Below are 24,325 nucleotides of genomic sequence, written 5' to 3' on the forward strand. Positions count from 1 at the left end.
CGCCACGCTGCCAAGGCGGTGGAAATCCGGGTGCCGCGGCGCGTCGTCATCGGGGAAGAGGTGCGTGTGGCTGGTGCCCCCCCCAGGTTGCCCCCTCCCACGCCTGGCCGCCGGTGTCCTCGCTACCGCCGGCCGAGCGCAGTTGCGCGGCGATGTGTGCCGGCAACGGACGGGGATCGGAGCTATCCGGCATTCGGGCGACCGGCCACGTCAAGGGCCTCGGGCAGCGTGAACTTACCTGCGTAGAGGGCCTTGCCCACGATGGCACCCTCGACTCCCACGGGCACGAGCTCGCGCAGGGCAGCGATGTCCTCGAGGGAGGAAACGCCGCCGGAGGCCACCACGGGCTTGTCGGTGCGACGAGCGACCTCGGCCAGCAATTCCACGTTGGGGCCCTTGAGCGTTCCGTCCTTGGTGACGTCCGTGACCACGTAGCGGGAGCAGCCATCGGCCTCGAGGCGGTCCAGGACCTCCCAGAGATCGCCGCCTTCCTTGGTCCAGCCGCGAGCGGCCAGGGTGGTGCCACGAACGTCCAGACCCACGGCGATCACGTCGCCGTGCTCGGCAATCACGCGCTGGGTCCACTCAGGGTTCTCGAGGGCGGCGGTGCCCAAGTTGATGCGAGCGGGGTTGAGGGAGAGAACCCGCTCCAGGGATTCGTCGTCGCGGATACCACCGGACATCTCGATCTTCATCTCGATCCGCTCGGCCACGCGACGCAGCACGTCGATGTTGTCGCCGCGACCGAACGCCGCGTCCAGGTCGACCAGGTGCAGCCACTCGGCCCCGGCCTCCTGCCACATGAGTGCGGCCTCCACGGGATCGCCGTACCCGGTTTCGGAACCGGCCTCACCCTGAACGAGACGCACGGCCTGACCGTCCTGCACGTCCACGGCGGGCAACAATTCCAAACGAGGGGTGGTGTCCTGAGACATGGTTCTCCTTACCGGCGGTGAATACCGCTCTATGACTGCACAAATGATGCCGCGACTCACGCCGCGGCGGGAACTACACGGACGTGAACCAGGAATACGCGCCGTAAACGATCAGGGCCAAGGCAATGGCCGCCAAGAGCAGCACCGACCACAGCGGTTTCTTCTGCTGCTTGAACGAAATGGCGCCCCCGGCGAAGAACGCACCCAGCACCATGGTCAGCATGGAGAAGGTCACTTTTCGACCTCCGCGCCGCGAACGGGCATGCGCTCCGCCATGCGGCCGGTGCTCGGCAGGGTGCCCAGCCAGTTGCGCAACAGGGCGATGCCCGCGGCCGAGGACTTCTCCGGGTGGAACTGCGTGGCGCACAGTGCCCCGTTCTCCACCGCGGCCACGAACGGGCCGCCGTGCTCGGACACGTGACGCCGGGGGCCTTCATGCGGTCGATGGTCTGATCGAAATTCCAGTCCTGGACGCCGTAGGAGTGCACGAAGTAGAAGCGCTCGTTCTCGATGCCCTTGAACAGGATCGAATCCTTCGGCGGTTCCACGGTGTTCCATCCCATGTGAGGCACCACGGGCGCGTTCAAGCGGTCCACGGTCCCGGGCCACTGGGCCAGACCCTCCGAACGCTCACCGTGCTCGACACCTTCATCGAACATGACCTGAAGACCCACGCAAATTCCCAGAACGGGCCGGCCGCCGCTCAAGCGACGATCGATGAGACGGGGAGCCTGAACGGATCGGAGTCCGTCCATCACAGCTGCGAAGGCACCCACACCCGGGACGACCAAGCCGTCGGCGTCCATGACGTCCTCCGGGTCGGCGCTGAGCTTCACGCGTGCTCCCGCGGCTTCCAGGGCCCGCACCGCGGAGTGGACATTGCCGGCGCCGTAATCGAGAACGACGACGCACGGGGCGGTCACCTGTTCGTTACCGGGGTTCACAAAGCTCCCTTGGTGGACGGGATGGAATCTGCCATGCGGGCATCGGGTTCTACTGCCTCACGCAGCGCGCGAGCCAGTGCCTTGAACTGCGCTTCCACGATGTGGTGCGGGTCCCGACCGCGAATCACGTCGATGTGCAGACACAACTGGGCGTGATAGGCGAAGGACTCGAACACGTGGCGCGTCATGGACCCGGTGTAGTGACCACCGATCAGGTGGTACTGCTGGCCTTCGGGTTCTCCGGTGTGCACGACATACGGACGGCCGGACACGTCCACGACCGCCGAGGCCAGTGCCTCATCCAGCGGGATGGTGGCCTGTCCGAAGCGACGGATCCCTCGCTTGTCACCGAGTGCCTTCAGAAACGCGTCACCGAGAACGATGGCGGTGTCCTCGACCGTGTGGTGCACGTCGATGTCGGTGTCCCCGTGGGCCTGAACGTTGAGGTCGATCAGGGAGTGCTTGGACAGTGCCGTCAACATGTGGTTGTAGAAGGGCACGGTGGTCTCGATGTTGGACTGACCCGTGCCGTCCAGGTTCAGTTCCACGCGGACCGTGGACTCACTGGTCACGCGTTCCACCACGGCGGTACGAGGTGCGTTGGTAGGGGACATAACGGGGTGTGACTCCTCGAATTCTGCAAGCGCCCGCCGGAAACAGCGGCGCTATTCAGTCTAATAGCCGGACCTGGATGGCCCGTTCGGTGACCGACGGATGACTCCCCCGCGGGTCACTTCTGCTGTAGGTAGTTCTCCACTGCGGTCAGGAATGCGGTGGTTTCGTCCTCGGTGCCTGCGGTCACGCGCAGGTGGCCGGGGATTCCGACGTCGCGCACTAGAACGCCCTGATCCAACAGGTTTTGCCACATCTGCTGGGCGTTCTCCATGCCCCCGTAGAACACGAAATTGGAGTCGGATTCTGCGGGTTCGAGCCCCAGCCGCTTGAGGTCGTCGACAATGCGGTCTCGCTGCATCTTGATGTCTTCCACGGTGCTCAGCAGTACGTCACTATGCTCCAGTGCAGCAAGGGCAGTCGCCTGGCTGACGGCCGAGAGGTGATAGGGCAACCGGACCAGTCGAATGGCATCCGCGACCTCGGGGGCTGCGGCGAAGTAGCCCAGTCGTGCACCGGCCAGTGCGAAAGCCTTGCTCATGGTGCGGGTGACGATCAGACGGGGGCGCCCCTCGAGAAGGGTGAGGGCAGACGGGGTTCCGAACCGCGCGAACTCCGCGTAGGCCTCGTCCACGACGACCATGGAGTTGGATTCTTCCGCGGCCTCGTACACGGCTTCGACAACGTCCAGGCCGAGAGCAGTACCCGTCGGGTTGTTCGGCGAACACAGGATCACCACGTGGGGTGCATGCTCACGGACCTGCGCGGCCGCGGATTCCGCGGTCAGGGTGAAATCTTCCGCGCGCTGACCCGCGATGAACTCGGTTCCCGTCCCAGAGGCAAGCAACGGGTACATCGAATAGGTTGGCACAAAAGTGAGGACCGAACGCCCGGGGCCACCGAACGTCTGCAGAATCTGCTGCAGGATCTCGTTGGAACCGTTGGCCGCCCAGAGGTTGTCAGCGGCCAGTCCGTGGTCCAGGTATGCGGCCAATGCCGTGCGAAGTTCCGTGAATTCCCGATCCGGATAGCGATTGAGCTGACCGGCGGCCCGGGACACACGCTTGGTGATGGCGTCCACCACGGGCTGGGGAACGGGATGAGTGTTCTCGTTCGTGTTCAGTGCAACCGCAACATCGAGTTGGGGTGCGCCGTACGGGGACATGCCCCGCAGGTTCTCACGCAGGGGCAGGGCTTCTAGCGATCGAGATTTTGGCTCACTCCCCTAGCTTAAGCGCCGGGGTGTGCTTCGCACGATTCAGCGTGCGGGAATCTCCAGCAGCTGACCCGCGGACAGCTCCGAGGATGCCAGTCCGTTGAGCTCCACGATGTCATCCATGACCTCGCGGGTATCGCGCTGCGGGTCCGCAGCATGGGCGATCTCCCACAGCGACTGATCAGACTGAACGGTCACGGAATGCGTGACGGGGTCACCCACGGGATCGGTGTTGGCCTGAACGGTGGAGGGCAGCAGGAAGATGACCGCGACCACCAACAGCGCAGCGGCGCCCGTGATAAGCGGCAGTCCGATGAAGACGAACCGTCCGCGACGGGTCAGATTGAGCTTGGGCGTACGAGTAATGGCCCGTGCACTGGCGGGCAAGATATGTGTGGTCATGGCAACCTCCTGGTGAACTTTCCGGTGACCGCGGGATGAAGCGGCAGGGTGTTCGAACCCTTTCTCCGGCGTTAGAACACGTTTTCGAATATCTGCGTTAAGTTCTAGCACGGGTGTACGAACCTTGTCGAGAGAAAAATCGAACATGTGTTTGAGTCCTCACTCTCGGCGCACTAGTCTTGAAGCAACGTCCGTACTAGTTGATCGAACGTCACTGACACGCATAAGCGGCAGGATCAAACTCGACGGGTACGGAGTACGTCGCGGTTGACCCCGCGGTCGGAAAACGGTGAAAGGACCCCAACTCGTGAGCACACCTTCCCCCTCCGGTTCGGAGTCCCCGCGGCCCCAGAAGCCACTGACAGCGCGTCAGCGCACCATCCTGGGAGCGGTACAACGAGCCATCGGTGACCGCGGTTATCCCCCGTCCATGCGTGAAATCGGCGACATTGTGGGCCTCGCTTCCTTGTCGAGCGTGACCCACCAGTTGGGCCAGCTCGAGAAGCTCGGCTACATCCGCCGTGACCCTCGGCGCCCCCGGGCCATGGAAGTACTGCGCCCACTCACCGATGCCGAGCTTGCTCGGGAATTGGGTGAACCCGGACCGGCCGAACAGTCGTCAAAGACGTCGGACGGCACGCTGCACAACGTCACCCAGTTGCCCACCAGCAACTCGGACGACTCCATGGCCTCGGTGCCCCTGGTTGGTCGGATCGCCGCCGGTGGCCCCATCACGGCGGAGCAGTCGGTCGAAGACGTGTTCTCACTCCCACGAGAGTTCGTGGCCACGGTGACCTGTTCATGCTCAAGGTGTCCGGTGATTCGATGATCGACGCCGCTATCTGCGACGGCGACTGGGTCGTGGTGCGGCAGCAGAACACCGCGGTCAACGGTGACATCGTCGCGGCGCTGCTCGATGACGAGGCGACCGTCAAGACTTTTCGTCAGCGCGACGGCCACACCTGGCTACTTCCGCAGAACACCCAGTACGAACCCATCCTGGGCGATCACGCCACCGTGATGGGCAAGGTGGTATCGGTGTTCCGATCCCTCTGACCCACACAGTTCATGACACAACCGGCCCGGTAGGTGAGATTCACCTACCGGGCCGGCTCATGTTGGGCGCAACCGTCAGAGTTCCGGATTTCAGTGCGGTCATCTCTCGGTGCCCTGTGCACCAGTGCCGCGGAACTACCGCGAACTACTGCGTGCTGCTGAGGCGTTTCAGTGCGCCCAGCACCTTGGCCTTGTCCGCGGTGGGCCACAGTGGCGGCAGTGACTTGGTCAGGAAGGTTCCGTATCGCGCCGTGGCCAATCGCGAATCGAGCACGGCAACCACACCGCGGTCGTTGCTGGAACGGATCAGGCGTCCCGCACCCTGGGCAAGCTTCACCGCGGCGTGAGTGGCTGACACGGCCATGAAGCCGTTGCCACCGGCGCGTTCCGTGGCTCTGGTCCGGGCGGTCCCCAAGGGGTCGTCCGGACGCGGGAACGGGATGCGGTCGATAACCACCAGGCGACATGAATTACCGGGAACATCCACGCCCTGCCACAGGCTCATGGTGCCGAAGAGACTGGCAGTGGGATCGTCCGTGAAATCCTTTACCAGCGACGGCAGTGACGCCTCACCCTGGCAGAGGATTTCGGTATCGATGAGTTCGCGCAATTTCTCGGTGGCTTCCTCGGCCGCGCGGCGGGATGAGAACAGTCCCAGGCACCACCGTTGGAAGCCTTGACGAGTTCTGCCAGTTCGGCCAGTTGATCCTCGGACACGCCCCGGCCCGGTTTGGCAGGTGCCTGGCCACGTACAAGATGCCCTGCTTGGGGTAGTTGAACGGGCTTCCCACGTCCACGCCCCGCCACGGTGGAGCGCCCGCGCCCTGCAGACCAAGCGCCCGCCACGGACGAGAACGAGGACCCCACGGCCAGCGTGGCCGAGGTCAACACCACCGTGCGGCCGTCGAAAAGTCCTTCTCGCAGCGCGCCCGCCACGCTGAGCGGAGCGATGTTAAGCGTTGCCGGTTCGCCGGCATCCGGTGACACGTATCCCGAGGACTGTTCCCAGCGGCCCACCCGCGAGATCCACAAGACATCGTGGTCCGTGTTGGCGTTGAGCATGCGATCGGCAGTATCGAGAATCTCGGACAGTCGTGAACGTGCCGCATGCCGGCCCGCGTCTTCCGCGTTGGAATCACCCTTGGTTGCGCTCAACCCGGCACGTGCGGCGTCCTGCACGCCGCGCACGGCGTAGACCTGTTCTTCGGTGAATCCTCGCGGCAACAGTCCGTTCGGATCGCCGTTGAAGGCTCGGTCGAAAGCGTCCGCCGCCTTGTCCAGGTCCTCGTGCGGTGCCGCGGTGTGTTTGCGCACGCCGCTCGCGGCCGCGCGCACTGCTGCCCCGGACAGCGCACCGGTGACGGCCCCCGTGACTCGGTCCTGAAGTTCATGTGCCTCGTCCACGACTACCACGTCGTGTTCAGGCAGCACGGCCAACCCCTCGAGGCGTTGATGGCCAGCAGCGCGTGATTGGTGATCACCACGTCCGCCTCGCCCGCTGTCAATCGGGCCTTCTCGGCAAAGCATTCTTCGATCAGTGGGCATTTGCGCCCGATGCATTCCCGGGCGGTCACGGAGACCTGTCGCCAGGCCGCATCCGAGACACCCGGCTGCACATCGTCACGGTCCCCGGTCTCTGTGGACTCAACCCATTCGCGCAACCGTTTGACCTGTTGACCCAACTTGCCCACGGCGGTGTCTCCGCCACGTGCGGAACCGGCCGGCTCCGCGAGATTGAACAGCGCGGCGTCGTCGTCGGTGGGGTACCCACCACCGATCTTGTGCAGGCACGCGTAATTGGATCGCCCCTTGAGCAGCGCCACGTTGGGCCGGTGCTCCAGGTGTTCCTCGACCGCGTCCAACACGCGTGGCACGTCGCGACCGGTCACCTGCGACTGCAACGCCAGGGTCGCGGTGGAAATGATCACGGGTTTGTCCGCGGTCTGGGCGTGTTCGAACACCGGAACCAGGTAGGCCAGGGATTTACCCGTGCCCGTACCCGCCTGAACCAAGAGGTGCTTGCGAGTGTCCAGCGCCTCGGCCACTTTGGCGGCCATGAAGCGCTGCCCATCGCGCCGCTGCCCGCCCATGGCGGTCACAGCGGCGTCGAGGAGCTCGAGTGAATCCTTGGCGCCGGGCAGGGTTTCGGGTCGAAGGTCCGAAATGTCCCGCCCGGTCTCGTCAATGAACGGGTCTGCCATACCTATGCGGTGTCCGCACCGTTCTCGTCCGGCTGCGCATCCGTCGACGACGCCGCTCCAAGCCGGTATTCCTCGAGTTCCGCCACGAGGCTCCCCCGGACGCGCACCCGCAAGCGCGTGCCGTCCTCGGTGTGCTCCGTGCTCAGAATCTCCGCGTCCTGGGCGTGCAGTCGCGAGACCACCTCACCGTGAACGTAGGGAATCAACAGGTCGAGCTCATGATCCGGCCGCGGAATCGCCCGCGAAATCAACTGCTTGAGTTCCTCGATGCCCTCGCCCGTGCGAGCGGAAACGGCAACGGACGGGCTCTCGTGGTTGAGCAGACGGCCAAGCACCACGGGATCCGCGACGTCCGACTTGTTGAGTGCCACGATCTCCGGAATGTCGGTTGCACCAACGTCCGTGAGGACATCGCGGACGGCCTTGAGCTGGCCCTCCGGATCCGGGTGGGAGGCGTCGACGACGTGCACGATGACATCGGCGTCGGCGACTTCCTCGAGCGTGGAGCGGAAGGCCTCGACGAGCTGCGTGGGCAGCGAACGCACGAAGCCCACGGTGTCCGAGAGCGTGTAGCCAATCCCGTCCGGGGTTTCCGCCTTGCGCACGGTGGGGTCCAGAGTGGCGAACAGTGCGTTCTCCACAAGTACGCCCGCGTCCGTGAGCCGGTTGAGCAGTGAGGACTTACCGGCGTTGGTGTATCCGGCAATCGCGACCGACGGGACCGAGAACCGCTTGCGGTTAAGCCGCTTGGTTTCCCGGGCGGGCTTCATCGCTTCGATCTCACGGCGTAGTTTGGCCATGCGCTGGCGAATCCGGCGTCGGTCGAGTTCGATCTTGGTTTCACCCGGGCCACGCGAGCCAATGCCCTCACCGGCAGCAGCCCGGCCACCGGCCTGGCGGGACAGTGACTCACCCCAACCACGGAGGCGAGGGAGCATGTATTCCAGCTGTGCCAGTTCGACCTGCGCCTTGCCCTCTTTGGACTTGGCGTGCTGGGCGAAGATATCCAGGATCAGACCCGTGCGGTCGATGACCTTGACCTTGACCACGTCTTCCAAGGCACGACGCTGGGACGGGGCGAGTTCGGCATCGACGACCACGGTGTCCGCGCCGGTTGCGGCAACTACATCCCGGAGTTCCATCGCCTTACCCGATCCCAGGTACGTTCCGGGATCCGGGTTCACACGGCGCTGGAGCATGCCGTCCATGACCTCGGAACCGGCGGTCTCTGCGAGCGCAGCAAGTTCACGGAGTGAGTTCTCCGCGTCCGCCAGTGTCCCGGCGGACCACAGTCCGGCGAGCACCACTCGTTCCAGGCGGAGCTGACGGTATTCGACCTCGGTGACGTCTTCGAGTTCGGTCGAGAGCCCGGCGACACGGCGCAGTGCATGACGTTCGGCAAGGTCTTGCTGCTCGCCGTCGGCGTCGGAGAACTGCGGATCCTCGTCGAGGAGCTCGCGCGCACGACCCAAGGGGTCGCGGCGCCGTTCGGAGTCGTCATGAGCGCCATCACGGAAGATGGCGGGCTCTTTCTGCGCGTGAGCGCGAGCCAGGACCCTGGCGACGACGTCTTCAAGATCTGCGCCCGAGGGTTCCCCAGGTGTCACCGGCGCGCGGTGCTGGGAGTCTTCGGGGCGGTGAGATTCAGTCATAATTCCTTGATCTGCAAGCTGCTGATAATTCGTTCAGTCTATCGCTGCACCCCGACACGGAGTGCTGAGCGATAGCATGTGGAGCCATGGCCCCAGAACCGCACAGCGCGCATTACTTTGTGACCGATCCGTCCCTGCCGGAAAAGCCCCGGCAGATTTCAGTGGACCTGCGTGGTCGCGAAGTGCGAGTTCAGACCGCCGCCGGGGTGTTTTCCCCCGGTGACCTTGACAAGGGAACCGCCGCACTATTGCGCAACGTTCCCGATCCGAGCGGCCGTCAATTTTTGGATATTGGTTGTGGCTGGGGTCCGTTGACCCTGGCCATGGGATTGGCTGATCCGGACGCCACGGTGACGGCCGTCGATGTCAACGACCGCAGCCTGGACCTCACCCGTCGGAACGTTGAGGCTCACGGATTGTCACACGTGGAGACCTTCCGGCCCGAGGACGTTCCCCAGGATCGTCAGTTCGACACTGTGTGGTCCAACCCGCCCATTCGTGTGGGCAAGGAGGCTCTGCACCAGATTCTGCTGATGTGGTTGCCCCGCCTGGCACCGGGTGGCACGGCTTGGTTGGTGGTTCAGAAGAACCTGGGTGGCGATTCACTGCAGCGCTGGCTCGGCACGGTCCTGGACGCCGAGGAGTTCACGATCGAACGTGCTGCCACGGACAAGGGGTTCCGGATCCTCAAGGTAGAACGCGCGCGGTAGCGCGAGCATTCCCAGCTCCGAGCTAGCTACCCGTGGTGGTCACACCAAGATGGCGCGGGCCACCACGCGGGTCGGACCGGCCAGGACCACGTGCTCGGTGCCGTCGGTTGCGGGCACGAAGGTCACGGACAGCACTCCGCCCGGGACCTCCACCAACCAGCGGTCCGGTGCATCAGCGCCACCCCAGAAGCGGGTTGCTGCCGCAGCCGCGCACGCGCCGGTGCCGCACGAATAGGTTTCCCCCACACCGCGTTCGAACACGCGCATGTGGATGCGGCCGACCTCGGTATCGTCGTGGTCAACGGGCACCACGAACTCGACGTTCGTGCCGTCCTTGGGTTCAGGGGAGACCGACGGCGCTCGGCGAAGATCCAGCTGATCCAGCTTGTCTTCCTCGGAGAGGGCCACCACGGTGTGCGGGTTGCCCATACTGATGGACAGACCCGGGCGAGGGACGTTCAACCCGTCCGTGGTCACCACGCGTCCGAGCCTTCTCGCGGGCGTCCTCACCGGCAATGAAGCTCCACGGGCCCATGTCCACGGCGTAGCCGCCTTCGGTGCGGGCCACGGAACGCACACCCGCGCGGGTACCGATGCGCAACTGCGAACCCTGCGGAAGCTCCACGAGCCCTTCCCGAACCAGGTGGTCCACGAACACGCGCACGCCGTTGCCGCACATCTGAGCAATGGAACCGTCCGCGTTGCGGTAGTCCATGAACACTCGACCGAGGGGTCCTGTTCCAGAAGTTTCCGGCCTTCGGGCAGCTCGCTCGCACGAACCACACGGATCAGGCCGTCCGCGCCCAGGCCCATGTGACGATCGGATACGGCCGCCACGGTGTCCGCGGTCAGCGGGACCTCACCGTATTCGTCCGTGAACACCACAAAGTCGTTCCCGGTTCCGTGGGCCTTGACCACTTCATGGTTCACCAATTCACGCCAGTCCACGGTCTTCACTCCCCGATCCACAGTTTCAGTCACGGCCGCCAGTTTACGCGGCCTCAATCTTCGTCACGGCATCGCGTGCGAGTGCGTCCACGCCGCCGGGATGTCCCGCATCGAGCCACTGCACCCGAGGGTCCGCGTGGAACCACGTGCGTTGCCTCTTGGTGAAGCGGCGGGTGGCCACCACAGTGTCCTCCCGGGCATCTTCCAGGGTCCGCTCCCCCGCCAGGACATCCAAAAGTTGGGGATAGCCCAGGGCCTTGCCGGCCGTGGGACTCCCGCGCAGGCCGCGCTTCTCGAGCGAGCGAACCTCATCCAGCCACCCGGCCTCGAGCATCCGGTCAATCCGTTGCGCGAGTCGTTCATTGAGCACCTCACGCTCCATGTCGAGACCGAACTGCACCGTGGGGCGCACGTACTCGCGGTGCGGCATGAACGACGTGAACGGCCGCCCCGTAACCTCGTACACCTCCAGCGCCCGTACTAGCCGCCGGTCATCTTTGACTCGCGCTGCGGATTGGGGGTCGACGTCGCTCAGTCGCCCCAGGAGCGCGCCGCTCCCTTGTTCAGCCAATTCGTTCTCCAGGCGAGCCCGAACTGCGGGGTCCGTTCCGGGGAACTCGATGGCGTCCACGGCGGCGCGGACGTAGAGCCCCGAACCGCCGGCGAGGATTGGCACTTTGCCGCGCGCGGCGACGTCGTCGAATGCGGCCCGCGCGTCCGCCTGAAACCGGGCAACAGAGGCTTCCCCCGAAATGTCCATGATGTCGAGGAGGTGGTGCGGGATTCCGCGTCGTTCAGCGACCGACATCTTGGCGGTGCCGATGTCCATGCCCCGGTAGAACTGGAGGGCATCCCCGTTGATGACCTCGCCATCGAGTGCCTCCGCAAGGGCGAGGGCGAGATCCGATTTACCGGTTCCGGTGGGACCGACCACGGCGATCAGTGGTGGGCCTTCGGACGGCCAGGAGATGGCAGCCACCTAGTTGGTGCGCAGGACAGGCATACCGAGCCCGACGGCGCCGGGCTTACCGGAACCGCCGGTGCCACAGGATTCCGCCTGGGCAGCTTCCCACGCGTCCCCGCCGCGGGAACGGCGCAGTGAATATTCGGACGAGTCCTTGGGGTCGGCCAGCAAGTGGTAGGCCGCGGCCGCGGTGACCGGAACCGTCACAAAGTCACCCGGGCGCGGTGCCTCCGCACCCTCCGGCACCGAGAAGTGGACGAGCCGCTGGTCCTGGGACCGGCCGCTCAAGCGGTGGGTGCTCTCCGACTTACGACCCTGGTGCGCGCTGACCAGAACCTCCACGGTGGAGCCGACCAGTTGCTGGTTCAACCGAGCGCTGATCCGATCCTGCAGAGCCGTCAGCCGCTCGAAGCGTTCCTGGACGATGTGGTGCGGAACCTGATTCTCCATCTCACCCGCGGGAGTTCCAGGACGGATTGAGTACTGGAACGTGAACGCGGAGGAGAACTCGGAGGCCTCGACCACGTCCATCGTGGCCTGGAAGTCTTCTTCGGTCTCGCCGGGGAATCCCACAATGATGTCGGTGGTGATCGCCGCGTTGGGAATCTGCTCGCGGACCCGCTCGAGAATGCCGAGGAACTTCTTGGAGCGGTATGAACGACGCATGTCCTTGAGGATCTGGTCGGAACCGGACTGCAGCGGCATGTGCAACTGCGGCATCACGTTGGGGGTCTCGGCCATCGCGTCGATCACGTCGTCCGTGAAGGCCGCCGGGTGCGGGCTGGTGAAGCGGACACGCTCCAGCCCTTCGATCTCTCCGCAGGCGCGCAGGAGCTTGGCGAACGCACCGCGGTCACCGAACTCCACACCGTAAGAGTTGACGTTCTGACCCAGCAGGGTGACTTCCACAGCACCGGAATCCACGAGCGCCTGCACCTCGGCCAGGATGTCCCCGGGGCGACGGTCTTTCTCCTTCCCTCGCAGCTGCGGGACGATGCAGAACGTGCAGGTATTGTTGCAGCCCACCGAAATGGAGACCCATCCGGCGTACGCCTGCTCGCGTTTGGTGGGCAGAGTCGAGGGGAAGGTTTCGAGCGACTCGAGGATCTCGACCTCGGCCTGGTGATTGTGACGGGCGCGCTCCAGCAACACTGGAAGGGAACCAATGTTGTGGGTACCGAACACGACATCCACCCAGGGGGCCTTTTCCACGATGGTGGAACGGTCCTTCTGTGCCAGACAACCGCCCACGGCGATCTGCATGCGCTCATTGCGCTTCTTGGCCGGTGCCAGCTGACCGAGCTGGCCGTACAGCTTGTTATCTGCATTCTCGCGCACCGCACAGGTGTTGAACACCACGAGGTCGGGAGCTCGATCCACGGCGGGAACGTAGCCCGCTTCTTCGAGCAGACCGGTGATGCGCTCCGAATCGTGGGCGTTCATCTGACAGCCCAGGGTGCGCACCTCATAAGCGGGCGCGGGCAGATCAGAAGCGGCGGGGACGGCATTCACCAGGGAGTCGGTCAGTTGAGTCACCCCACTATGTTAAGGACCAGGTCAAATTAACCGAGTCATGCGCTACGCGCTGGGCCAGGGATCCGGTTCCGAGAAGTCATCCTCGGTGCCGAACGCCGACAGCTCCTCTTTCACCACGCCGAAGGCAAGTCCGGGTGGGTACCCTTGCGGCCGAGCATGCTGACGAGGCGTCGGGTGACCTTGTCGACTTCTTTGCGATCCGAGAAATCGATGCTCTTGGGCATCTTCTTGCGCACGAGTTCGTGGGCGTCCTCGGTCTCGTCCTCATCGGTGCGTTGCTCGAGGGCTTCGTCAGCGAACTCGCCGGTGATGCCCCGTTTCTGGAGTTCTCGGCGCAGCGCGCTGCGAGAGAGTTTGCGCGTCTCTGCTCGGGAACGGACGAACATGGCTGCGAAGGCGCGGTCGTCCACGAGGTTGACCTCTTCGAAACGGTCCAGAACTTCCTGGGCCACTTCTTCGGGAACATCACGATCGGCAAGCTTGTCCTCGAGCTGCTTACGAGACTTGGCGGAGGCCGTGAGCTGGCGCAGCACAATGGCCCGAGCAACTTCATGTTGATCGGGCTCATCGTCATGGCCAGCGGAGCCTTCCGCGGGTGGCTCCGCAGGACCTCGGTATCGTGCCGAGGCCCTGCGTCGCCGGGAATTGTAGCTGGACGACTGGCTCATCGCTCAGTCACCTCAATCAGAACGCGGGAAGTTCCGGCTTGGTCGAATCCGGAGCCTCGAGGATGTCGTCCTCGGAGGCGTCCACCACGGTGTCTTCCTCGGACTCCTCGGTGCCCTCCGTGATGCCGAGCTTGACCAGAATCTTCCGCTCGATCTCCGCGGCCAACTCCGGGTTGTCCTTGAGGAATCGGCGGGAGTTCTCCTTGCCCTGCCCCAGTTGGTCGCCCTCATAGGTGAACCAGGCACCGGACTTCTTGACGATCCCGTGCTCCACACCCATGTCGATCAGGCCACCCTCGATGGAGATGCCCTGACCGTACAGGATGTCGAACTCGGCCTGCTTGAAGGGCGGAGCCATCTTGTTCTTGACGATCTTGGCGCGGGTGCGGTTACCCACGGGGTTCGCGCCGTCCTTGAGAGTCTCAATACGACGGACGTCCACACGCACCGAGGCGTAGAACTTCAAGGCCTTACCACCGGTGGTGGTTTCCGGCGAGCCGAAGAACACACCGATCTTCTCGCGCAGCTGGTTGATGAAAATCGCGGTGGTGTTCGTGTGGGACAAACGACCGGTGATCTTACGCAGTGCCTGAGACATCAGTCGCGCCTGCAGACCAACGTGGCTGTCACCCATTTCGCCTTCGATTTCGGCCTTGGGAACCAGTGCTGCCACGGAGTCGATCACGACGATGTCGATGGAGCCGGAGCCCACCAGCATGTCCATGATCTCGAGAGCCTGCTCACCGGTGTCCGGCTGGGACACGAGCAGGTTGTCCGTGTCCACGCCCAACTTCTCCGCGTACACGGGGTCCAGGGCGTGCTCGGCGTCGATGAATGCCGCGATGCCGCCGGCGCGCTGGACGCTGGCCACGGCGTGCAGTGCCACGGTGGTCTTACCGGACGATTCCGGACCGTAGATCTCGACCACGCGACCGCGCGGGAAACCTCCGATACCCAGAGCCACGTCCAGAGCGATGGAACCGGTGGGGATGGTCTCGATGCGGGTGGCCGGGCGGTCACCCAGCCGCATGACCGATCCCTTGCCGTAGTTCTTGTCGATCTGTGCCAGGACAGTATCCAGAGCCTTCTCGCGGTCGGAGCCGACCACCTGAGAGGGAACGGAACTGTTTCCCTTTGACTTGGCTGCCATGATTCACCTCGGTTCTTAGGGGCCTGGATTTCGCGGCCCTGTTGTTTGGTTCGTGTCTCAACCTACTGAGGGGGTCTGACACGCATAAGGGCTCACGAAGGATGTGCAGCCCGGATGATCTGATTCGAATATACATTCGATTAGCGCTCGACGCCATTACGTCGACTAGGGCTTGGGATCCTTGTCCGGTCCCCACCATCGGTCCTGGGGAATCTCCTGCGCCTTGCATATGGCGAACCACACCTGCTTGGGGTCCACGCCGGCGTCGAGGGCTTCAACGGCGGTCCGTTCCCCCACTTCTGCCATGACGAGATCCCGAGCAAGAACCTTGGAGTACCCGGACCCGAACTCGTGGGCCATGAACTCCCAGAACGTACTGATGCGCATGCGACCTTTCCTAGCGGATTTCAACGGAGAAGTGACATAACAAGGGCCCGCCGACAATGCCGACGGGCCCTGGAAACTCTAACGCTGGTGAGCGGTTGGGATTAGTGAGCCGAAGTGGCTGCGCCCCCGCGCAACTGGCGGACCTCGCGAGTGAACTCTTCGGTCATCTCGGAAGGCACGGTATCGGGAATGTAGTTGCCCTCGGCGTATGCGAGGCGATCTGCAACTTCACGCAGCATCTGCGAGAGGGGGATTTCGAGAGCGGTGCAGATGGAGGCCAGCAGCTCGGAAGATGCTTCCTTCTGACCGCGTTCCACCTCGCTCAGGTAGCCCAGCGACACGCGAGCACTGTGCGAAACTTCTCGCAGAGTGCGTCCCTGACGCTGGCGGACGCTACGGAGCACTTCGCCAATTTCTTGTCGCAAAACGCCCACTTTGACGTCCTTCGTCTCGGCATGTTCTTCGTCGGACAGTCCCACGTCCTTCCAACGGACGACACCATTGACGGACACGGGTTGCTTCGTCATGTGAATTGCCTACTCCTCGTACGAACGGTCAAACCGTTAAACCAGGTGCTTTCAGTCGGGCTGTAGCCACAACCTTGACCCTGGGCGGCTCAAGTTGAGCCTCTGGTAGTAGTAACCTGCTTGCCCGTTCAATTGTTCCTTGTTGGCGAAAGAATTTCACTGGAAGTTGTCTGTGAGCCGGATATGTGACGCAAGTAAGTCCACGGCCCGGGACACCGACTCCCGGCGGATCTCGTCGCGACCACCGGACAGGTGCAATTCCAGGTGATCGTCACCGTTCGGGCCGCTCACGCCCAGGAAAACTGTGCCCACCTCCTGACCATCGTGCGGTTCGGGTCCGGCCACACCCGTGGTGGACACCGCCCAATCGACGCCCAAAGCAGTGCGCGCTCCACGGGCCATGCTTCGAGCAATTTCCGGGTCAACGGCCCCCTGACGCTCCAATAACTCATGGGAGATGCCCAGGGTCTTTTCCTTCACCTCGTGCGAGTAACTGACCACGCCGCCCTCGAAGCACGCGGAAGCTCCCGGCACCTCCACGATCGCGGCCGCTACGGCCCCGCCCGTCAATGACTCGGCCGTGCCGAAGGTCAGCCCTCGGGTCACCGCCAACTGAATGAGGTCTGCGGCTGTGTGGAGCTGGGAATCAGCCACTACTTGTCCTCGGTCCCGGTGGACTTGTTCACTGCGGCGTTACGCAGCTGCACAGCCTTGATCACGTAGTCGATGCCCGTCACCACGGTCACGATCAGCGCCAGTGCGGTCAGCACCCACGCGAACCAGAGCCACCATGCACCCACGAACGGGGCGAGCGGCAGCAGCAGAGCGATCAGTGCCGCGGTCTGCAGCACGGTCTTGGTCTTGCCTCCCTTGGAGGCGGCCATGACGCCGTAGCGGATCACTACGAACCGCATGATCGTGATGCCCCATTCGCGCACCAGAATCACGATGGTCACCCACCACCACAGCTCCCCCAGCATGGAGAGCACCACGAAGGCCGCACCGGTCAGGAGCTTGTCCGCGATCGGATCGGCGATCTTACCGAAGCTGGTGATCAAGTTGCGCGCGCGGCGATATCGCCGTCGAGCTTGTCCGTGTACATGGCCAGGCCGAAAACAATCACGGCAGCCCAGCGCATGGGCATGGAATCCTCGCCGTGCGTTCCGCCGGCCCACAGGAACCACACGAAGAACGGCACCATCACGATCCGCAGCGCCGTCAGCGCATTGGGCAGATTCCAGTTGGAAGAGTTCGGCGGCGGGTCGGCCACCGCTCGGGGTGCGGGGGTTCCGCCTTTTCGAGCCATCATCGTCCGGTCAACTCCCAAGCATCGTGTGATTCATCGTCGTCGCCGTCGTGGTAGTCCTTGGCCACGTCGGACAGGCTGGCTTCCACGGGGTCCTCACCGTAGTCGACGGAACCGCCGGTCCCCGTCGACGGCGCTGCGGAACCTGCCGCGGCGGCGTCGTCACCCGGGGTCGCTGGCGGTTCCTCGCCGCGAATGAGCGCGAGGGTGGCAGCGAGGTCGTCGGGCTTGACCAGAACATCACGCGCCTTGGACCCCTCCGAGGCACCCACCACACCGCGGGACTCGAGCAGGTCCATGAGGCGGCCTGCCTTGGCGAAGCCCACGCGGAGCTTGCGCTGCAGCATGGACGTAGAACCGAACTGGGTGGTGATGATGAGCTCGGCGGCCTGCAGGAGCACGTCCAGATCGTCCCCGATGTCCTCGTCGATCTGCTTCTTGGGGGCTTCCTGGATCACGTCTTCGCGGTAGTTGGTCTGCATCTGCGTCTTGACGTGTTCCACGACCTTGTGGATCTCGGACTCCGAGACCCACGCGCCCTGCACACGCATGGGCTTGGATGCGCCCATGGGCAGGAACAGGGCGTCACCCTGGCCGATGAGTTTCTCGGCGCCGGGCTGGTCCAGAACCACTCGCGAGTCGGTCACGGAGGACGTCGCGAACGCCATGCGCGAGGGCACGTTGGCCTTGATCAGACCCGTGACCACGTCCACGGACGGGCGCTGGGTGGCCAGCACCAGGTGGATACCGGCGGCACGGGCGAGCTGGGTGATGCGCACGATCGCGTCCTCGACGTCGCGCGGGGCGACCATCATGAGGTCGGCGAGCTCGTCCACGATCACCAGCAGGTACGGGTACGGGCGGATGACGCGCTTGGAACCGGGCTCGGGCTGCACCTTGCCGTTGCGCACGGACTTGTTGAAGTCGTCGATGTGCTTGTAGCCGTAATGCGACAGGTCGTCGTAGCGGGCGTCCATTTCACGCACGACCCACTGCAGCGCCTCAGCGGCCTTCTTGGGGTTGGTGATGATGGGCGTGATCAGGTGGGGAACGCCCTCGTAGGCGGTGAGCTCCACACGCTTGGGATCCACCATGACCAGGCGCACCTCGTCCGGGGTGGACCGCATCAGGATGGACACGATCATCGAGTTCACGAACGAGGACTTACCGGCACCGGTCGCACCGGCCACCAGCATGTGCGGCATCTTGGCCAGGTTGGCCACCACAAAGCCGCCCTCCACGTCCTTGCCCACGCCCATGACCATGGGGTGCTCGGACGTCCGCGCGCGCTGGGAACGCAGTACATCACCGAGGGCCACGGTTTCGCGATCCGTGTTCGGGATCTCGATACCGATCGCGGACTTGCCGGGGATGGGCGACAGGATGCGCACGTCCGCAGAGGCGACCGCGTACGCGATGTTCTTGGACAGCGCGGTGACGCGTTCCACCTTGGTTCCCGAGCCCAGTTCGATCTCGTAGCGGGTCACCGTGGGTCCGCGGGAGAACCCGGTGACCTCAGCGTCCACGTTGAACTGGTCGAGCACGTTGGTGAGCGCGGTGACCACGCGGTCGTTGGCTTCGGAGCGTTCCTTGGCGGGCGGGCCCTGCACCAGGCTGCCCGGGTCAGGCAGGTTGTAGGCCATGTCACCGGCGAGCTGCAGTTGCTCGGAACGCGCCGGGATCGGTGCCGACGGCGTGTGGGTGCGTGCGCTCTCGGGCGCATCCACCTCGGCCAGCGCGGGAGCCTCCGAGGCCTCTGCGGTGTCGGCGGCGGGTTCCAGCCCCTGCTCGCGGCGGAGCTTGTCAGCGGCGATCTGAGACTTGGTGGGGCGCTTGACGCCCGGTCGCACGTTGGGGATGTCCTCGGTGTCCTGGACCTGGGCGCTCGCCGCACCCGAGGCGGCGGCGACGTGGAACCGGACGGAGCGGCGTCGCCGTCGGAAAGGTCGAAGACTCGGGTGCTCGAGGAACCTTCAGCGGCTTCGCGTCGCTTGGCCTCGTCGACCACGGCGCGCTCGAAGGCTTCGTCACCGTTGTAGCGTCCAGCTGGGCCTTTTCACGACGTCGCTCGGCGCGGGTCTGACGCTTTCCGCGCTTCTTCTCGGGCCGGGCCGGATCCAGGTACGAACGGTCGTGCTCGGGATCAGAGACGTCGGTGGACCGCGGATCGCTCTGACCCATGAGCTTGTTGTAGCCCTCGCGGAGGCGCGGCCCGATCTGGCCGATGGGAGTGGCGGTCATGACGAGCAAGGACAGGAAGGCCAGGACGGCTAGGACCGCGAGCGCACCCCAGTGAGTGACGAGCGCGGACAGCGGATCGGCCGCCAGGAAGCCGACGAAACCACCGGCTCGCCAGATCGCCTCGAATCCCTGATTGAGCTGGGGCTGTCCCCCGGCGATGTGGGCGATACCCGAACCGGCCACGGTCAGCGCCATCAGCCCGATGGCGATGCGGTTGTTGGCCTGGACCTCGGTGGGGTGGCGGAACGCCCGCCACGCGAAGAACAGGCAGAACACCGGTAGCACGAGCGCCATGAACCCGAAGGTGCCACCAACTACGGCATGCACCCACGAGGCGGGCATCGAGATGAAGGTGGCGTCCACTCCGCGCAGGTTCCACCATTCGACCGCCGCGATGAGCACGGCCAGAACGAGCCACACGAGTGCGCCGCCGTCGCGGCGCTCCTCGGGGGCCATGTCCGTGCGCACGGTACCGATCCGTCGAACACCGGCTCCCACCACGTGGCCCAGACCGGCCCACGCGTTGACCACGGCATGAAGAAGTCGGCTACTGGCGGAGGGTCCCTGAGGTGCGGACTTGGCCGGGGCCTTGGACGTGCTCTTGGTCGTGCCCTTGGATGAGCGAGATGAGGTCGAGGTGCGAGATGTTGACTTCGACGATCGCGGAGGGGAAGTTCGTGACGCCATATGTTCCAGAATACCCGCCGAGCGCAAAGCCCGCCCCGACAACGCGTCGGGACGGGCTTGAGCACTACCGAGTGTGTGTGGTTTAGGCCTCGACCACCACGGGAACGATCATGGGCTTGCGGCGCAGCTTGCGCGAAACCCACGAGCCGATGGTACGGCGCACGACCTGCTGCAGCTGGTGCGCAGTGTGGTTCTTGCCGGACTCCCCCATTGCGTCTTCCAGGGCAGCAATGATCTTGGGACGGATCTCGTTGAAGACTGTGTCCTCTTCCGCCACGCCGCGGGCGTGGATGTCCGGGCCCGAAACGATCTTGCCGGTGTCGCGATTGACCACGGTGACCACGGAAATGAAGCCTTCTTCACCCAGGGTCATGCGGTCCTTGAGGTCCGCATCCGTGATCTCACCCACGGAGGAGCCGTCCACGTAGATGAACCCGCATTCGACCTGACCGGTGATCTTGGACTTACCGTTGTGCATGTCCACCACGGTGCCGTTCTCCGCGAGCAGCACGTGATCGCTGGGAACACCGGTCTCCTGGGCCAGCGCGCCGTTGGCGATCAAGTGACGTACCTCGCCGTGGACCGGCATGACGTACTCGGGCTCCACGATGTTGTAGCAGTACAGCAGTTCGCCGGCGGCAGCGTGACCGGACACGTGCACCTTGGCGTTGCCCTTGTGCACCACGTCCGCGCCCAAGCGCATCAGACCGTTGATCACGCGGAACACGGAGTTCTCGTTGCCGGGGATCAACGACGACGCCAGGATCACCGTGTCACCGGCGTTCACCTGGACCTTGTGGTCGCCGTTGGCCATGCGGGACAGGGCGGCCATGGGCTCACCCTGAGAACCGGTGCACATGATCACGAGCTTGTCGTCCGGGTAGTCCGCGGCCTTCTTCTGGTCGATCAGCACGTTGGGCGGAACGTCCAGATAACCGAGCTTGTCCGCGATCTCCATGTTGCGGATCATCGAGCGACCCATCAGGGCGACCTTGCGACCACTGGCCACGGCGGCGTCGAGCACCTGCTGCACGCGGTGCACGTGCGAGGAGAAGGAGGCCACGATCACACGCTGACGCGCTTGGCAATCACGTCCGCGAGCACGGGACCGATGGCCTTCTCGGTGGGTACGAAGCCCGGAACCTCGGCGTTGGTCGAGTCGGTGAGGAACAGATCCACGCCTTCTTCACCCAGGCGGGCGAAGTGGCGCAGGTCAGTGATCCGGCCATCCATGGGCAACTGGTCCATCTTGAAGTCACCGGTGTGCAACACGGTGCCGGCCTTGGTCCGCAGGAACACGGCCAACGCATCCGGGATGGAGTGGTTGACGGCCACGAACTCGCACTCGAACTCACCGAGCTTCTCCACCTGGCCCTCGCGCACGGCCAGGGTGAAGGGCTTGATGCGGTGCTCCTTCAGCTTGGCTTCGATCAACGCGAGCGTGAGCTGGGAACCGATGATGGGGATGTCCGGACGGCGCTTGAGCAGGTACGGCACGGCACCGATGTGGTCCTCGTGGCCGTGGGTCAGCACGACCGCCACGATGTCGTCCAGGCGATCCTTGATGTTGTTGATGTCCGGCAGGATCAGGTCCACACCGGGTTGCGTTTCTTCGGGGAACAGCACACCGCAGTCGACCACGAGCAGCTGCCCGTTGATCTCGAACACGGTCATGTTCCGACCGACCTCGCCCAAACCGCCCAGCGGGATGACGCGCAGGGTGTCTGCGGCCAACGCGGGGGGTTCGGACAGGTCAGTATTGGTCCATCGGGTCATGAGACCTCTTTCGTATTTACTGGTTCAAAGTGTCTGCCAGGACCGAGTTACTCAGATCCGCCCTGATCTGTTCGATTTCGGCCTGGGTGGGCGCCACGTGCGGCAAGCGCACGGTGTTGTTCGGCAGGCGCCCCTGCCAATTCAGAATGGTCTTCGCGGCCACGGCACCGGGCACGCGAGTCATGGCGGCGCGAACCACCGGGATCAGTTCGTTGTTGACCTTGCGTGCGGTCTCGAGGTCACCGCTCAGGGCGGCGTCCACGAGGGTGCGGAAACGGGGGGTGTCCAGGTGCGAGGTGACCCCCACGAGACCTGCCGCGCCAGGGCGATCCAGGGCAGGGTCAGCCCGTCGTCACCGGAGTAGTACACGAGATCGGTTTCGGCCATGACGTGAGCGGCCGCGTTGAAGTCCGCCTTGGCGTCCTTGACGGCCACGAGGTTCTCGTGGGAAGCCAGCGAAATCAGGGTTTCCGGAGCGATCGGGATGCCCGAACGGCCCGGAATGTCGTACATCATGATGGGCGTGTCCACGGAATCCGCGAGTGAGCGGAAGTGCGCTTCCACACCGGCCTGCGTGGGCTTGCTGTAGTACGGAGTGACGATCAAGAGACCGTCCATACCGATCTTCTGTGCTTCCAGAGACAGGTACCGCGAGTGCTCGGTGTCGTTGGAGCCGGTACCCGCGAGCAGGGGCACACGTCCGCCCACTGCATCCTTGACGGCCCGGAAGACCGCAAGGTTTTCTTCGTCGGTCATGGTCGAGTACTCGCCGGTGGTGCCGCACACCACCAGTCCGTCACAACCATCGTTGACCAGTTCTTCCGCCAGATGCCCCGTGGTCTCGAGGTCCACGGACCCGTCGTCCTTGAACGCGGTCACCATGGCGGTGAGCAGAGTTCCGAACATGGGAGCGGGGCTGTCAGGCTGAGTGGCTACGCTGCGATCGGTCATACGCCCAAGGTTACCGCGATCACCGCGCCGGCGCCGCCCCCGGGTCGGCACCACGGTACAACGCGATGGCGGTGCGCATGGCACCTCGGGCGCGTCGGCCGTCCGAACTCGCCGAGTACGCCAGGCTCAAGCGGTACCAGCCGCGCCAGTCCTCCGGACTCGCTTCGACCTCTTCGCGCACGGTGTGGAAATGCTCGTCCGCGGCCTCACGCACGTAGCGGCCCGACGGCGTTCTGGGCAAGTTGTCCTCGGGCAGCCCACCTTCCGCGGCAAGGGTGCGGCCGAGCTTCTCGGTGCGGGCACCGAAGATGATCTCGCGCACCATCGCCCACGTGCCCACGGCGGGGATCACGAGCATGGCAATTCCGAAGCCCTTGACGATCCAGCCATCGGTGTTCAGCAGGAGCACCGCGCGCTGGAACGAAAGGCCCAGGTACAGGGCCAGGAGCGCGATCATGAGCGCGGCCAGAATCCGACCCTTGGAACCGATTTCCAGGACGGTGAAGACCGCCGCGAACGCCAGCATTGCGATGATCCAGATCTTGGAACCCGTGGAGATGGGCAAGATCACCACGGTCAGCAGCGCCAGCACGATGACCGCGCCCACCCACCAGCGCAAGGAACTCGTTTTCGCGGAATCGGTCGTTGCGGCTCCGTGTTCGCGGGAGTCAGATTCGCGGTGACTCACAGGCCCAGATCCATGTAGCCGTCCAGACCGTGGGTCAGTCCCGGGTGCTTGGCCACCTCACGCACGCCCAGCACCACACCGGTCATGAATGAGATCCGGTCGAACGAATCGTGTCGGATGGTCAGCTGCTCCCCCGTGTTGCCCAGCAGGGTTTCTTGGTGGGCCACCAATCCGCGCAGCCGCACCGAGTGCACGTGCACGCCGTCGATCACTGCACCGCGGGCGCGTCCGGATCGGTCTGGGTCGCGTCCGGCGAGTCGGCCACGCCGGCCTCTCGGCGGGCCTTGCCGATCAACGACGCCGTACGGGCGGCGGTTCCCGACGGCGCGTCCAGCTTGTCGGGGTGGTGCAGTTCCACAACTTCCACGGAGTCGAAGAACGCGGCTGCAGCTTCCGAGAACTTCATGGCCAGGACCGCACCCACGGCGAAGTTGGGAGCGATCAGCACACCCACCTCGGGGTGCTTGGCCAGCTGCGATTCCAGATCCGAGAGTGCCTGATCGTCCCAGCCCGTGGTGCCCACGACCGAATGAATTCCGTGATCGATCGCGAAGCGCACGTTGTCCCGCGTGGACTCCGGAACGGTCAGGTCGATCATGACCTGCGCGCCCGAGTCGATGATGGTTTGGAAATCATCACCGCGACCCAGCGCGGCGACCAGTTCCAGTCCGGGAGCACGCTCGACGGCGGCCACAGCCTCGGAACCCATGCGTCCACGGTGACCGAGCACGGCCACCTTGATGGTGTTGTTCGATTCAGTCATCTCAA

Annotated in this window: 17 protein-coding genes and 8 pseudogenes; 2 read left to right on the forward strand and 23 right to left on the reverse strand. The window is 64.5% G+C overall.

What is annotated here, in order from left to right; genetic code table 11:
• Window positions 1-182: 182 nt before the first annotated feature.
• From priA to YO9_RS0106655, 6 genes and pseudogenes are all read right to left on the reverse strand, one after another.
• A complete protein-coding gene (gene priA, locus YO9_RS0106630; RefSeq protein ID WP_016996773.1) occupies window positions 183-935 on the reverse strand; it encodes a bifunctional 1-(5-phosphoribosyl)-5-((5-phosphoribosylamino)methylideneamino)imidazole-4-carboxamide isomerase/phosphoribosylanthranilate isomerase PriA in 753 nt (250 codons plus the stop codon).
• A gap of 73 nt (window positions 936-1,008) precedes the next feature.
• A complete protein-coding gene (locus YO9_RS17355) occupies window positions 1,009-1,170 on the reverse strand; it encodes a hypothetical protein (RefSeq protein ID WP_016996774.1) in 162 nt (53 codons plus the stop codon).
• Window positions 1,167-1,858: pseudogene (gene hisH / locus YO9_RS0106640) on the reverse strand (imidazole glycerol phosphate synthase subunit HisH). Before hisH ends, YO9_RS17355 begins: the two are co-directional and overlap by 4 nt.
• A gap of 17 nt (window positions 1,859-1,875) precedes the next feature.
• Window positions 1,876-2,493, reverse strand: coding sequence for an imidazoleglycerol-phosphate dehydratase HisB (gene hisB / locus YO9_RS0106645; RefSeq protein ID WP_016996776.1), 618 nt, complete (start codon window positions 2,491-2,493; stop codon window positions 1,876-1,878).
• A 116-nt stretch (window positions 2,494-2,609) separates the two neighbouring features.
• Window positions 2,610-3,656 (reverse strand): histidinol-phosphate transaminase, encoded by a 1,047-nt coding sequence (locus tag YO9_RS0106650; protein ID WP_016996777.1) that lies wholly within the window; start codon window positions 3,654-3,656, stop codon window positions 2,610-2,612.
• 93 nt (window positions 3,657-3,749) lie between these two features.
• Window positions 3,750-4,109: a LysM peptidoglycan-binding domain-containing protein gene (locus tag YO9_RS0106655; RefSeq protein WP_016996778.1), complete on the reverse strand. Its 360-nt coding sequence runs from the start codon at window positions 4,107-4,109 to the stop codon at window positions 3,750-3,752.
• Window positions 4,110-4,416: 307 nt separating this feature from the next.
• Between YO9_RS0106655 and lexA the strand changes: the two are divergent.
• Window positions 4,417-5,165 (forward strand): annotated as a pseudogene (gene lexA, locus YO9_RS0106660) (transcriptional repressor LexA).
• A gap of 145 nt (window positions 5,166-5,310) precedes the next feature.
• On the opposite strand, the pseudogene YO9_RS0106665 reads toward lexA, so the two are convergent.
• Window positions 5,311-7,366: pseudogene (locus YO9_RS0106665) on the reverse strand (ATP-dependent DNA helicase).
• Window positions 7,367-7,368: 2 nt separating this feature from the next.
• Entirely contained in the window at window positions 7,369-9,018 is a 1,650-nt protein-coding gene (hflX, locus tag YO9_RS0106670) for a GTPase HflX (protein ID WP_016996779.1), read from the reverse strand.
• Between the two features lie 86 nt (window positions 9,019-9,104).
• Here hflX and YO9_RS0106675 point away from each other — a divergent pair, with 86 nt between their 5' ends.
• A complete protein-coding gene (locus YO9_RS0106675; RefSeq protein ID WP_016996780.1) occupies window positions 9,105-9,728 on the forward strand; it encodes a class I SAM-dependent methyltransferase in 624 nt (207 codons plus the stop codon).
• A 39-nt stretch (window positions 9,729-9,767) separates the two neighbouring features.
• Here the strand turns inward: YO9_RS0106675 and dapF are convergent.
• The 15 genes and pseudogenes from dapF to dapB all read right to left on the reverse strand — a co-directional run bounded on the left by dapF (window position 9,768) and on the right by dapB (window position 24,320).
• Window positions 9,768-10,697 (reverse strand): annotated as a pseudogene (gene dapF, locus YO9_RS0106680) (diaminopimelate epimerase).
• 22 nt (window positions 10,698-10,719) lie between these two features.
• Window positions 10,720-11,655 (reverse strand): tRNA (adenosine(37)-N6)-dimethylallyltransferase MiaA, encoded by a 936-nt coding sequence (gene miaA, locus YO9_RS0106685; protein ID WP_016996781.1) that lies wholly within the window; start codon window positions 11,653-11,655, stop codon window positions 10,720-10,722.
• Window positions 11,656-13,167, reverse strand: a complete 1,512-nt coding sequence (gene miaB / locus YO9_RS0106690; RefSeq protein ID WP_262925607.1) for a tRNA (N6-isopentenyl adenosine(37)-C2)-methylthiotransferase MiaB — start codon at window positions 13,165-13,167, stop codon at window positions 11,656-11,658.
• Between the two features lie 119 nt (window positions 13,168-13,286).
• The gene (locus YO9_RS0106695; protein ID WP_317259776.1) at window positions 13,287-13,844 is read right to left on the reverse strand and encodes a regulatory protein RecX; all 558 of its coding nucleotides are present in this window, start codon (window positions 13,842-13,844) and stop codon (window positions 13,287-13,289) included.
• Between the two features lie 16 nt (window positions 13,845-13,860).
• Entirely contained in the window at window positions 13,861-14,994 is a 1,134-nt protein-coding gene (gene recA / locus YO9_RS0106700; RefSeq protein ID WP_016996783.1) for a recombinase RecA, read from the reverse strand.
• Window positions 14,995-15,159: 165 nt separating this feature from the next.
• The gene (locus tag YO9_RS0106705; protein WP_016996784.1) at window positions 15,160-15,381 is read right to left on the reverse strand and encodes a DUF3046 domain-containing protein; all 222 of its coding nucleotides are present in this window, start codon (window positions 15,379-15,381) and stop codon (window positions 15,160-15,162) included.
• A gap of 101 nt (window positions 15,382-15,482) precedes the next feature.
• A complete protein-coding gene (locus tag YO9_RS0106710) occupies window positions 15,483-15,908 on the reverse strand; it encodes a helix-turn-helix domain-containing protein (RefSeq protein WP_016996785.1) in 426 nt (141 codons plus the stop codon).
• 156 nt (window positions 15,909-16,064) lie between these two features.
• Window positions 16,065-16,562, reverse strand: a complete 498-nt coding sequence (locus YO9_RS0106715) for a CinA family protein (protein ID WP_016996786.1) — start codon at window positions 16,560-16,562, stop codon at window positions 16,065-16,067.
• Window positions 16,562-17,214, reverse strand: a pseudogene (gene pgsA, locus YO9_RS0106720) (CDP-diacylglycerol--glycerol-3-phosphate 3-phosphatidyltransferase). The gene YO9_RS0106715 and the pseudogene pgsA overlap by 1 nt, the downstream one beginning before the upstream one ends.
• Window positions 17,214-19,064 (reverse strand): DNA translocase FtsK, encoded by a 1,851-nt coding sequence (locus YO9_RS20705; RefSeq protein WP_396350731.1) that lies wholly within the window; start codon window positions 19,062-19,064, stop codon window positions 17,214-17,216. Before YO9_RS20705 ends, pgsA begins: the two are co-directional and overlap by 1 nt.
• Window positions 19,018-20,142, reverse strand: coding sequence for a DNA translocase FtsK 4TM domain-containing protein (locus YO9_RS20710; RefSeq protein ID WP_317259777.1), 1,125 nt, complete (start codon window positions 20,140-20,142; stop codon window positions 19,018-19,020). The genes YO9_RS20705 and YO9_RS20710 overlap by 47 nt, the downstream gene beginning before the upstream one ends.
• 82 nt (window positions 20,143-20,224) lie before the next feature.
• Window positions 20,225-21,918: pseudogene (locus YO9_RS0106740) on the reverse strand (ribonuclease J).
• A gap of 16 nt (window positions 21,919-21,934) precedes the next feature.
• Window positions 21,935-22,869: pseudogene (dapA, locus tag YO9_RS0106745) on the reverse strand (4-hydroxy-tetrahydrodipicolinate synthase).
• Between the two features lie 19 nt (window positions 22,870-22,888).
• Window positions 22,889-23,557, reverse strand: a complete 669-nt coding sequence (locus YO9_RS0106750) for a tetratricopeptide repeat protein (protein ID WP_016996787.1) — start codon at window positions 23,555-23,557, stop codon at window positions 22,889-22,891.
• Window positions 23,554-24,320, reverse strand: a pseudogene (dapB, locus tag YO9_RS0106755) (4-hydroxy-tetrahydrodipicolinate reductase). Before dapB ends, YO9_RS0106750 begins: the two are co-directional and overlap by 4 nt.
• Window positions 24,321-24,325 lie beyond the last annotated feature (5 nt).

Origin of the sequence: Kocuria atrinae C3-8 (assembly GCF_000286355.1) — a bacterium.
GTDB lineage: Bacteria > Actinomycetota > Actinomycetes > Actinomycetales > Micrococcaceae > Kocuria > Kocuria atrinae_A.

Bases quoted from the DNA above. Each gene is read 5' to 3' on its own strand.
- priA (WP_016996773.1), bottom strand. From the start codon at position 935: ATGTCTCAGGACACCACCCCTCGTTTGGAATTGTTGCCCGCCGTGGAC.
- hisB (WP_016996776.1), bottom strand. From the start codon at position 2,493: ATGTCCCCTACCAACGCACCTCGTACCGCCGTGGTGGAACGCGTGACC.
- YO9_RS0106650 (WP_016996777.1), bottom strand. From the start codon at position 3,656: ATGTCCCCGTACGGCGCACCCCAACTCGATGTTGCGGTTGCACTGAAC.
- YO9_RS0106655 (WP_016996778.1), bottom strand. From the start codon at position 4,109: ATGACCACACATATCTTGCCCGCCAGTGCACGGGCCATTACTCGTACG.
- hflX (WP_016996779.1), bottom strand. From the start codon at position 9,018: ATGACTGAATCTCACCGCCCCGAAGACTCCCAGCACCGCGCGCCGGTG.
- YO9_RS0106675 (WP_016996780.1), top strand. From the start codon at position 9,105: ATGGCCCCAGAACCGCACAGCGCGCATTACTTTGTGACCGATCCGTCC.
- YO9_RS0106695 (WP_317259776.1), bottom strand. From the start codon at position 13,844: ATGAGCCAGTCGTCCAGCTACAATTCCCGGCGACGCAGGGCCTCGGCA.
- recA (WP_016996783.1), bottom strand. From the start codon at position 14,994: ATGGCAGCCAAGTCAAAGGGAAACAGTTCCGTTCCCTCTCAGGTGGTC.
- YO9_RS0106705 (WP_016996784.1), bottom strand. From the start codon at position 15,381: ATGCGCATCAGTACGTTCTGGGAGTTCATGGCCCACGAGTTCGGGTCC.
- YO9_RS0106710 (WP_016996785.1), bottom strand. From the start codon at position 15,908: ATGACGAAGCAACCCGTGTCCGTCAATGGTGTCGTCCGTTGGAAGGAC.
- YO9_RS20710 (WP_317259777.1), bottom strand. From the start codon at position 20,142: ATGGCGTCACGAACTTCCCCTCCGCGATCGTCGAAGTCAACATCTCGC.